Raw genomic sequence first — 9928 nt, forward strand, 5'->3', positions numbered from 1 at the left:
CGAAAACGGCTTTACGATATTTGGCTGGGAACACTAAATGATATAGCAAAACACTTACATTATGGCTCTTATGGATGTATTCACTCATTTTTCTATTGTACGCCGCGAGCGGCGGGGAATTAGACCCGAAGAGATTAAAAATCTTGGCATTTTAAAACAAGCAGAATTCAGTCTAGGCGACCTCACAATTATCTGTGGTCGTAATAATACAGGTAAAACTTATGCTACCTACGCTTTATTCGGTTTTTTAGACACTTGGCGAAGACTATTAACGAAACCAAGATTTGGCCTCAAAGAAAAAATTGAGCAACTACTTTCTGATGGTGTAATTAGTCTCGATCTACAGGAGTATGTTCAACAGTGTGAAAGTATTCTTACTACAGGTTGTCAAAGATATATTCAACAAATACCTGAAGTTTTTGCGGCCAACGAGGAGAGATTTAAAAATGTTGATTTTCAGATAGAATTAAATTTTGACAATATTCAATTTCAAAATAAGTATGAAAAGAAAATTAGTACAGCAACATGGGAAATTATCTCGATTAGCAAACCTGAAAATGACCCTTATTTATCCATCACATTATTAACAGAAACAGAAAAAATAAATCTGCCAGTGCATTTTCTTGAGGAGATCATTTACGACAGCATCCAAGATATAATTTTCTCTCAGTTTTTTCCCAGGCCATTTATTGCCAGTGCAGAAAGGACAGGAGCGGCAATTTTTCGCAAAGAGTTAAATTTTGCTCGTAATCGTTTACTGGAAGAAATTAGCAAAAATAGCAATTTTGATCCTAGGGAACTGTTATTTAATGTTTCTCAGGATTATGCGCTACTGGTTAAAAAAAATGTAGATTTTACTAGACAAATAGAAACAATTGTCAAAAAAACTAGCTTTATTGACGAAAATCATCCCAGTATTTTAGAAGATTTTGCCGATATTATTGGTGGTCAATATATGATTACTAACAATGATGAACTTTATTACATTCCTAAAGTAAAAAGACAAGGAAAAAGACTTAGACTATCGATGGATGAAAGTTCTAGTGCTGTACGTTCTCTTTTAGACATTGGCTTTTATTTAAGACACGAAGCTCGCATCGGAGATTTGTTGATAGTAGATGAACCTGAATTAAATCTCCATCCAGAAAATCAACGCCGTATCGCTAAACTTTTCGCTCGACTGATCAACATTGGTATTAAAGTTTTTATCACTACTCACAGTGATTATATTATCAAGGAAATAAACACATTAATTATGCTTAACCATAATCAACCACACCTGAAACAAATTGCCGCAGAAGAAGGCTATAGACAAGAGGAATTATTATCGGCCGATCAAGTTAAAGTCTATATTGCTGAAGAAGATTCAAAGATTTTAAAAGGACAAAAAAGAAAGACCAAATTTCACACTTTAAATCCCGCTAAAATTGATCCAGAAATGGGTATTGAAGCGCGTAGTTTTGATACTACTATCGAAAATATGAATCGTATTCAAACGGCTATTATTTGGGGTGAGGAGTAATGTCTGATATTGCTATCCTCAAAGAAATGATTAGGGATTGTGCGATAGTAGAGTTAGAGTATAAAAAAGAATACAAACGAGATAGTTATTTACTGAAACTGACAGAAAATCAAGATAACTATTCGTTTGTGATTAGTGGAATGCCTGAACCCGATCGAGTTATTGTGATCAAGCTAGATGAGTTTTTTGATGTCCGCACAATTTTTACTGGTGATAAAGGTGAGTGTAAGCGTGCAGATTTTATAATTATCGCTAATACCACTTCTGAAAAAGTTATCCTTTGTCTGGAAATGAAGAAAAGCAGAGATTCTAATTCATCGATAACCAAACAATTAAAAGGAGCCGAATGCTTTGTCTCCTATTGTCGTGAAATCGGACGCTTATTTGGGAATCAACCCGATTTTCTTCAGGACTATCAATATCGCTTTGTTAGTATTAAAAATATCAGTATTTCTAAAACAACCACCAGCAGCCGTAAATCCTCTCAAAAAAATGAGATTCACGATCAACCAGAAAAAATGTTAAAAATTTCCGCTAAAGCGAAGCACTTTCAAGAATTAATTTAGTCCTATAGCTTCTCATTATGACCGATTTAATCTCGATCGAATAACGATCTTTTGCCGAGAGTGCTGAAAGAGCCTTATCGATGCTCATTTTTAAAAACTTCAAACACCTGCCGGCTGAAATATTTTAACTTATCAGCCACCTTAGGAGAAGGTTGATAATTGCCGACTAATTGCCAATTTTCCACCGTAGATAGTCGCCAAGCGGTTCCTTGATGGTTAAAAGCCTGCATTTCTAAGCCAATCAAACGCTGATGCTGATCCTCGCTATCGAGATGAAAACGAATTTGTACCAGAATACTGCGCCCTTGAATTCTGGGACTCCAACCGGGAAAATGGAAAGCGATATCGATCGAGTCGGGATCCGTTAACTCCCTTGTGTGGGGATCATTGCGCCAAGGTTTCAGATCTGCCTTTGCATCGGGGAATTGTTGTTTAAACAGGTTGACGAGTGTGGCGATCTTCGCCGTTAATTCTAATCCTTTTGCCTGTTCCGACGCATTCATGCTCACCTCTGATAATTGCTTATAAAGTAACTATTTATACAGTTTAGCCCTGCTTTTTGCGACTATTGGAACAATTATAACGATATTTTCTCGATCGAGTCCAAAATGCCGCACCTGTCAATCAAGATAGCCGCTGCCAAAAAGACAAAATCAAAACTAAACTAGAAAATAGGATAATCGACAGGAACAGTATTTTCTATGAATCCCCAAGAGTCTCTATTACAATCGATCGAAAAATTAGGCTATCGGGTTACGGTGGGTGATGTGGCGGCAAAATCGGGTTTAGAGATTAACGCTGCACAACAGGGATTATTAGCTTTAGCGGCGGAAGCGGGGGGACATTTACAGGTAGCAGATACGGGGGAGATTATCTATCTTTTTCCCGAAAATTTTCGCTCAATTCTTCTGAATAAATATTGGCAATTGCAGTTAAAAGCTTTCGGGAGTAAAATCTGGCAAGTAGTTTTTTATGTTATTCGCATTTCCTTTGGTATTGTTTTAATTATTTCGATTTTAATCCTGTTGCTCGCTATTCTGGCGATCCTGATAGGCTTAATGTTCAAAGATAGTGACTCGGATAACAATTCTGGAGATAGCAAAATTAATATTAACTTCTTTCCCACGGACTTTTTCTGGATTTTTTATCCCGATTTTGGTAATAACTACTACGAAAGAAGAGATCGGGAAGTTAAGGCAGAAAAACCCCCTAGTAAGATGAATTTTCTCGAGGCAGTTTTTTCTTTTCTCTTTGGCGATGGCGATCCTAATTTTAATTTAGAGGAGAGACGCTGGCAAACTATCGGTAAAGTAATTCAAAATAATCGTGGCTCGATTATTGCTCCACAAATTGCCCCCTATCTGGATAGTATTACCCCCAGTCAGGAGGAGACAGAAGATTATATACTTCCAGTTTTAACTCGCTTTAATGGGTTGCCGCAGGTGTCCGATCGAGGCGATATTATCTATTATTTTCCCGATCTACAGGTGACAACCAAAGAGAGAAAAGTACAAGCATTGTCACCCTATCTAAGGGAAAAAAGCTGGAAGTTTAGCGAAGCGGATAGCGGTCAAATTATCTTAGCTTTAGGTTTAGGGGTGGTTAACTTTATCCTCGCTTTAGTTTTAGGATTTTTGCTCAACAGTGATAGTGTTGATTTGAGCGGTTCTCTGGGGTCGATAGTCACAGGTATCTACGGTTTTCTCCTCAGTTATGCCGCTGCTTTTTTGGGGATTCCCCTCGGTCGTTATTTCTTTTTACAGTGGAGAAATAAGCGGGTTAATCAACGCAATCAACAGCGAGAAAAAAGAGCAGATTTATTAGCCCAAAATAATCCTGAATTAGAGCAAAAACTGGCCTACTCTCGTCAATTTGCCGACCAAAAAGTGATTAGGGATGCTGATATTAGTTATTCTACGGATCAAGACTATCTCGAACAAGAGAGCGAGCGCTCGGATAAAATCGATCGAGAATGGCAAAAACGCTTAGAATCCCCCGATTCCTGACTCCTGACTTGAAAGAGGGTGTAGGGTGTGGGGTGTAGGGTGTAGGGTGTGGGGTGTGGGGTGTAGGGAGATGGGGAAGTGGGGAAATGGGGAAGTGGGGAAATGGGGGAATTATGAATTGGGAAATGGGGAAGTGGAGTAGTGGGGTATTGGGGGAATTTCAACTAAAACCCCAACACCCTAAAACCCTAAAACCCTAAAACCCTATCTCCAGACTCCTGAATCCTGAATCCTGACGACCGACTCCTAACCCCAGCAACAAACTTTTTGCCGCAAACCCTAACTTAAACGATCGAGAGTGCGATACTGAATTGCTTCGGCAACGTGGGAACTTTTCAGCATTTCACTATCTCCTAAATCGGCAATGGTGCGGGCAACTTTGAGAATGCGATCCATTGCTCGGGCCGATAAACCCAATTTTCGGATTGCCCCTTCTAAAATATGGCGACTGCTATGATCAAGAGCGCAAAAACCCCGCAAATGCTCGGAATTCATCTCCGCATTAGAGCGAATCCCCGTATTCTGAAAGCGATCGCTGGCCTTTTGTCTGGCCCTTTCTACCCGTTGCCGCACTTGCTCAGAAGCTTCTCCCCGACTCTCTTGGGTCATTTCTTCTGGTTTCAGGCGATTTACCGTCACTTGTAGGTCAATACGGTCTAAAAGCGGCCCCGATAATTTCGCCCAATATTGTTCCCGTTGTCGCGGTGAACAGCTGCAGGGTTGCACCGAATCGCCGTAATAACCACAGGGACAGGGATTGGTACTGGCCACTAGAGTAAAACGGGCCGGAAAAGCGACGGAAAGACGAGTGCGAGAAATGCTCACATAACCATCCTCTAGGGGTTGCCGGAGATATTCCAAGACACTGCGCTTAAATTCCGTTAATTCGTCCAAAAATAAAATACCACGGTGGGAAAGGGAGATTTCTCCCGGTCGGGGATAAGTGCCACCTCCCACCAGCGCTGCCCCGGAAGCGGAGTGATGGGGACTGCGAAAAGGACGCTCGCGCACCAGGGAACCTCGATCTTTCAGTAATCCGGCGACGGAATGAATCTGGGAGACTTCTAGGGATTCGGCAAAGGTAAGCTGGGGCAGAATACCGGGTAAACGTCGCGCTAACATGGTTTTACCGCTGCCCGGTGGCCCGACAAAAATTAGGTTATGACCTCCAGCTGCGGCAATTTCCAGGGCCCGACGACCAATGGCTTGGCCTTTGACATCCTTGAGATCGGGGAGATTTACCCGCGATCGCCCAAATTCCTCGGCAGCGTTAAAAGTCATCGGTGAATGGCGATCGGGTTCATTTAAGAAATTTACCACTTCCGATAGATGACGAAACCCATACACTTGTACGCCTTTGACCACGGCCGCTTCTTTGGCATTATCGGCAGGAACCACTAAACCCTTAATCCCCATTTTTTCGGCGGCGGCAGCAATGGGTAAAACCCCCGCCACGGGACGCAAACTACCATCGAGGGATAATTCACCTAAAAAGAGAAAATCCCCCAATAAATCGGCTTCTACCTGTTCGGAAGCCCCTAAAATGCCGATACTAATCGGTAAATCATAAATCGGCCCCTCTTTGCGGATATCGGCGGGACTTAAATTGATGACAATTTTGCGGATGGGAAAGGCAAATCCGGCATTTTTTAGGGAAGCTTTTACCCTTTCTTTCGACTCCTGCACGGCGGTATCGGGTAAACCCACCACGGCAATTCCGGGTAATCCCCCCGATACATCCACCTCTACCCCGATTTTAATGGCATCGATGCCGATAATTGCCGCACTCCAAACCCTTGCTAACATTTTGGCTCAAGTAAAAATAAAGTGAGTTCTTAGGAAAATGAAACAGGATGTTAGGCTAGTTTTCCGCACAAAAATGATTTTATCTGGGAATTTACCCTGAAAATCAGCGTATTTCTCGGGATAACCTAGCCAGAAAAGCTGAGAGCTTAATGGTATAGTTGAAAAAAAAAGTAATCTGTCTATGAGTGAGACTATTTTTAGCAAAATTATCCGGAAAGAAATTCCAGCCTCGATCGTTTATGAAGATGATCTGGTTCTCGCTTTTCGAGATGTTAATCCCCAAGCACCCACCCATATCCTCATTATCCCCAAAAAACCGATTCCGAAACTAGAGGAAGCCAGCGACAGCGATCGAGATCTATTGGGACATTTGTTACTAACTGTTAAAAAAGTGGCCGCCGAAGCTAAATTAAGTCAAGGTTATCGAGTAGTGATCAATAATGGGGAACATGGGGGTCAAACCGTCGATCATCTTCATGTCCATCTCTTAGGCGATCGCATAATGGCTTGGCCTCCGGGTTAAACTCCTGTTATTCTCCCGCATTTTTGGGGAATTCTAGAACTAGAATCGTTCTTTTCCGAGTCGGTCTTCTCGATGTTGAACCCATGAATAGGTCTATTTCTGCGATCGCATTGTCCAGCACCCTGCTGTTATTTCCCTTCACCCCTACGACTCTCGCTCAATCGGAATGCTTTCTCCAAAGAGCAGATGGACAACACATAGATCTTAGCCGTCTCTGTGGCGGTTCATCCAGAAATAGGAAAAATTCCCCGCAAGTTTATCAGTTACCGATTCAACGCCGGGTTAACGGCATTCCCACGGTGATGGTGGTTTTTAATAACCGTCACTATTATGAAATGCTTTTTGATACAGGTGCTAGTGGCATCGTCCTCACCGATGCCATGGCGAAAGCGATGAAAGTCAAACGGGAAAAGGAAGTAGTCGCTCATACCGCCGGCGGTGTCGTTACTGTTTATCTTGGTCGCATTAATTCTGTTAAGGTTGGCGAGGTGGCTTTATCTAATCAGATTGTTGGTATTTCTCCCCAAATGGAAGGATTAGGACTCTTGGGACAAACTTTTTTTGGTTCCTATGATGTCACGATCAAAAAAGATGTGATCGAATTACGTCATCGTCCATAGTCTGACGGGATAAATGCTCGCTTTTCTGACTTTAATCTAAAGTTCCTCGCTGTATTTGTTCCCGTTCGATCGCTTCAAATAGGGCCTGGAAGTTGCCTTCTCCAAAACCTCTAGCGGCATGACGTCGCTCGATTAATTCAAAAAAGAAAGTCGGCTGGGAAAAAATTGGTTTAGTGAAAATTTGCAGTAAAGTCGGCTTTTCCGGGAGAGAATAACTATTTTGTTCAAAATCGATGAGAATTTCCTGCTTTTTAATTTCTGACCATTCCCAATCAGCAATATTAAAATCTTTTTTTTGATAGTTAATTTGTTGATAATAACTGTCGGGAACTGCTAAAAATTCTACCTTTTTTTCTCTTAACTTTTTAGTTAAGTTTACAATATTTTCTGTTTTTAAAGCAATGTGTTGAATGCCAGATTTTTGATTAATATCTAAAAATTCTTGTATTTGAGAACTGTTACTATCTGGCTCATTAATCGGTAATTTTAATTCAGTTTTCGGGTAAACAAGTACCTGAGAATAAAGACCAGAACGCTCCGTTTTAATAGTAAAAGTTTGCCTTTTTTTAAAGCCTAAATTTTCCTCATACCAATTGGCTGTTAACTCTAAATTCCCTTGAAAAACATTTAAAACTAAGTGATCAATTGCCAGAATATCCTGATTATATTGTTGCTGACTATCGTATTGAATCAGATGAGGATCGGCTAAAATTGGCGTGATTCCCTGCCTTTCAATTAACGTATGTTTGAGATCAGCAATGCTAGAGATTTGACAGCTTTTTATCTTACCCCTAGCCAAAACAGTTTCCTCAATAAAAATGTCCTGTTTAATTCTCCTAGCTAAACTGTCTAAATCCTCCACTTGAAAAGCTACATCCGCCACCCCTTCAGGATATTTACTTAAAAATTCCGCCACGGGACTAAGGGAATTTAAGGGAGAAGATAAGATAAAAATAATCTGTTTAGTTTTATCTTTTTGGATGCCATTGCCAACTATTTCCGTGTGCGTGTGGAGATTCACCAAACTTGCGATCGCCTGAAAATCCATCACCCGCACAAACCAATCTCGCCATTTTTTGGCCGATTCTACATAAAAATGAATATGATCAACAAACATAGATAAAGTCAAAAAAAGGTTTTTTTCAGTGAGCAGTAAACATTGAAAATAAAACTCCGAACTTGCCACTTAATGCTATTCACTGATAACTGATAACTGATAACTGATAACTGAAAAAGCTGATGACTAAAAAAAGAGATGACTATCGGGTTGAATATTAATTTCCATGGGGACGGCTTGGGGTTCAGCATTCATGGCAAAATAGATAGCATCGGCGGCGGTTTGAGCGGTTAACATTTTAGTGCGATCAACTTTTAAGCTCACCTGATCCCAAAAAGGAGTATCGACACCACCAAAATAGAATAAAGTCATTTTAATACCATAGCGTTTTAACTCATCGGCCAAACATTTACTAAAACCGACCACCCCGTACTTAGAAGCACAATAAGCGGCAGCCATAGCCATAGAATGCTTACCCAAAATTCCCACCACATTACAGATATGACCGGCCTTATTTTCCTTCATCACATTAGCCGCAGCCTGACAGGTATAAAAACTCCCCTTCAGATTGAGGTCGAGCATTTTATCTAAATCTTCCGGCGTGATTTTATTGTATTGTTTCATCACACCGGCTCCGGCCGCATTAACCAACACATCCAACCGGCCGTAATGGGAGACAATTTTTTCCATCAAAGTTTCTACCTGAGTCGGATTGGTGATATCCGTCGGCACAATTAAAGAGGGACAAGGCAACTCACTGGCTAAATTAGATAAATTATCGGCATTTCTGGCCACTAATACGAGTTTATGACCATTAACAGCTAGTTTACGGGCTAAAGTGGCACCGATACCCCCCGTAGCGCCGACAATCAGGACAACTTTTTCGCTCATAATTATTTACAATTCTTTACAAACATTATTGTAAACTGTTCCGACTGGAAAATCATCGCTAGTCCCAACCCCTTGATTAAGGGTTAGCCAACTTCTGATAGGATAAACCGTGACAATGTAAAGAAATTTTTATGACTGTACTGACCGAAGGAATCGCGCCCCACGGTGGGCAATTAATTAATCGTATTGCTACCGCTGCCGAAAAAGCCGAATTTCTGGCCCTAGCTGAAAAACTACCGCGAGTTTCCTTAGATGAACGAGCGCTCTCGGATTTAGTTATGATTGCTATTGGTGGCTTCAGTCCCCTCAAAGGCTTTATGGAACAGGACGACTACGAAAAAGTCGTCGATGATATGCGTCTAATCAATGGTTTACCCTGGGCAATTCCCGTGACTCTTTCCGTTAGCGAAGAAGTGGCGGATCCCCTCAAAGAAGGCAACTGGATTCGTTTAGATGACAGCGAAGGCAACTTTGTCGGAGTCCTGGAATTAACCCAAAAATACCGTTATAATAAAGCCCACGAAGCAGTTAACGTCTATCGTACCGACGACCAGAAACATCCCGGGGTAAAAGTCCTCTACGAACAGGGAGAAATTAACCTCGCAGGTCCAATATGGTTACTTCAGCGCGATCCTCATCCCCAGTTTCCCAAATATCAGATCGATCCTCTGCAATCGCGCAAAATTTTCCACGAAAAAGCTTGGAAAACGATTGTCGGTTTCCAAACCCGTAATCCCATCCACCGGGCCCACGAATACATTCAAAAATGCGCCCTAGAAGTGGTAGATGGTTTATTCTTGCATCCTCTTGTCGGCGCTACCAAAAGCGATGATGTGCCGGCCGATGTGCGGATGCGTTGCTATGAGATCATGATGGATAAATACTTCCCCCAAGATCGCGTTATTCTGGCTATCAACCCCTCAGCTATGCGTTACGC

11 protein-coding genes and 1 pseudogene are annotated in these 9928 nt (G+C 41.5%); 6 read left to right on the forward strand and 6 right to left on the reverse strand.

Annotation, left to right across the window (positions count from 1 at the left end; translation table 11 throughout):
* Positions 1 to 88: pseudogene (locus tag PX481_RS15410) on the reverse strand (IS200/IS605 family transposase); the annotation flags it as partial.
* Here PX481_RS15410 and PX481_RS15415 point away from each other — a divergent pair.
* Entirely contained in the window at positions 71 to 1522 is a 1452-nt protein-coding gene (locus PX481_RS15415) for an AAA family ATPase (RefSeq protein WP_288094909.1), read from the forward strand. The pseudogene PX481_RS15410 and the gene PX481_RS15415 sit on opposite strands and share 18 nt — an antisense overlap.
* Complete coding sequence (locus PX481_RS15420; RefSeq protein WP_002757849.1) at positions 1522 to 2088, forward strand: hypothetical protein; 567 nt, start codon at positions 1522 to 1524, stop codon at positions 2086 to 2088. Before PX481_RS15415 ends, PX481_RS15420 begins: the two co-directional genes overlap by 1 nt.
* 74 nt (positions 2089 to 2162) lie before the next feature.
* Here PX481_RS15420 and PX481_RS15425 read toward each other — a convergent pair whose 3' ends face one another.
* A complete protein-coding gene (locus tag PX481_RS15425; protein ID WP_002743840.1) occupies positions 2163 to 2591 on the reverse strand; it encodes a Tery_1686 family protein in 429 nt (142 codons plus the stop codon).
* Positions 2592 to 2789: 198 nt separating this feature from the next.
* On the opposite strand from PX481_RS15425, the gene PX481_RS15430 reads away from it, so the two are divergent.
* Positions 2790 to 4094: a hypothetical protein gene (locus PX481_RS15430; protein WP_002757850.1), complete on the forward strand. Its 1305-nt coding sequence runs from the start codon at positions 2790 to 2792 to the stop codon at positions 4092 to 4094.
* On the opposite strand, the gene PX481_RS15435 is transcribed toward PX481_RS15430, so the two are convergent.
* Both PX481_RS15435 and PX481_RS15440 read right to left on the reverse strand, forming a co-directional pair.
* Positions 4016 to 4258, reverse strand: coding sequence for a hypothetical protein (locus PX481_RS15435; RefSeq protein WP_192846060.1), 243 nt, complete (start codon positions 4256 to 4258; stop codon positions 4016 to 4018). The genes PX481_RS15430 and PX481_RS15435 overlap by 79 nt on opposite strands.
* Positions 4259 to 4373: 115 nt before the next feature.
* On the reverse strand, positions 4374 to 5900 hold the full coding sequence (locus PX481_RS15440) for a YifB family Mg chelatase-like AAA ATPase (RefSeq protein ID WP_002757852.1): 1527 nt from the start codon (positions 5898 to 5900) through the stop codon (positions 4374 to 4376).
* Between the two features lie 181 nt (positions 5901 to 6081).
* Between PX481_RS15440 and PX481_RS15445 the strand changes: the two genes are divergently transcribed.
* Positions 6082 to 6423, forward strand: coding sequence for a histidine triad nucleotide-binding protein (locus PX481_RS15445; protein ID WP_002757854.1), 342 nt, complete (start codon positions 6082 to 6084; stop codon positions 6421 to 6423).
* A gap of 83 nt (positions 6424 to 6506) precedes the next feature.
* Positions 6507 to 7043 carry a retropepsin-like aspartic protease family protein gene (locus PX481_RS15450; RefSeq protein WP_288094911.1) on the forward strand — a complete coding sequence of 179 codons (537 nt, stop codon included), beginning with the start codon at positions 6507 to 6509 and terminating at the stop codon, positions 7041 to 7043.
* A gap of 31 nt (positions 7044 to 7074) precedes the next feature.
* Here the strand turns inward: PX481_RS15450 and hppD are convergent, their stop codons facing one another.
* Together hppD and PX481_RS15460 are read right to left on the reverse strand one after the other, a co-directional pair.
* A complete protein-coding gene (hppD, locus tag PX481_RS15455; protein WP_288094912.1) occupies positions 7075 to 8160 on the reverse strand; it encodes a 4-hydroxyphenylpyruvate dioxygenase in 1086 nt (361 codons plus the stop codon).
* 126 nt (positions 8161 to 8286) lie between these two features.
* Complete coding sequence (locus tag PX481_RS15460) at positions 8287 to 8991, reverse strand: SDR family oxidoreductase (RefSeq protein WP_002757862.1); 705 nt, start codon at positions 8989 to 8991, stop codon at positions 8287 to 8289.
* A gap of 131 nt (positions 8992 to 9122) precedes the next feature.
* Here PX481_RS15460 and PX481_RS15465 point away from each other — a divergent pair.
* Positions 9123 to 9928 (forward strand): sulfate adenylyltransferase (locus PX481_RS15465; protein ID WP_288094914.1); only part of this gene is annotated, 806 nt, incomplete at its 3' end.

Source organism: Microcystis sp. M53603_WE2 (assembly GCF_030065435.1).

Excerpts from the sequence above, each read along its gene's own strand:
- PX481_RS15415 (WP_288094909.1), top strand. The coding sequence starts at position 71 with ATGGATGTATTCACTCATTTTTCTATTGTACGCCGCGAGCGGCGGGGA.
- PX481_RS15420 (WP_002757849.1), top strand. The coding sequence starts at position 1,522 with ATGTCTGATATTGCTATCCTCAAAGAAATGATTAGGGATTGTGCGATA.
- PX481_RS15425 (WP_002743840.1), bottom strand. The coding sequence starts at position 2,591 with ATGAATGCGTCGGAACAGGCAAAAGGATTAGAATTAACGGCGAAGATC.
- PX481_RS15430 (WP_002757850.1), top strand. The coding sequence starts at position 2,790 with ATGAATCCCCAAGAGTCTCTATTACAATCGATCGAAAAATTAGGCTAT.
- PX481_RS15440 (WP_002757852.1), bottom strand. The coding sequence starts at position 5,900 with ATGTTAGCAAGGGTTTGGAGTGCGGCAATTATCGGCATCGATGCCATT.
- PX481_RS15445 (WP_002757854.1), top strand. The coding sequence starts at position 6,082 with ATGAGTGAGACTATTTTTAGCAAAATTATCCGGAAAGAAATTCCAGCC.
- PX481_RS15450 (WP_288094911.1), top strand. The coding sequence starts at position 6,507 with ATGAATAGGTCTATTTCTGCGATCGCATTGTCCAGCACCCTGCTGTTA.
- hppD (WP_288094912.1), bottom strand. The coding sequence starts at position 8,160 with ATGTTTGTTGATCATATTCATTTTTATGTAGAATCGGCCAAAAAATGG.
- PX481_RS15460 (WP_002757862.1), bottom strand. The coding sequence starts at position 8,991 with ATGAGCGAAAAAGTTGTCCTGATTGTCGGCGCTACGGGGGGTATCGGT.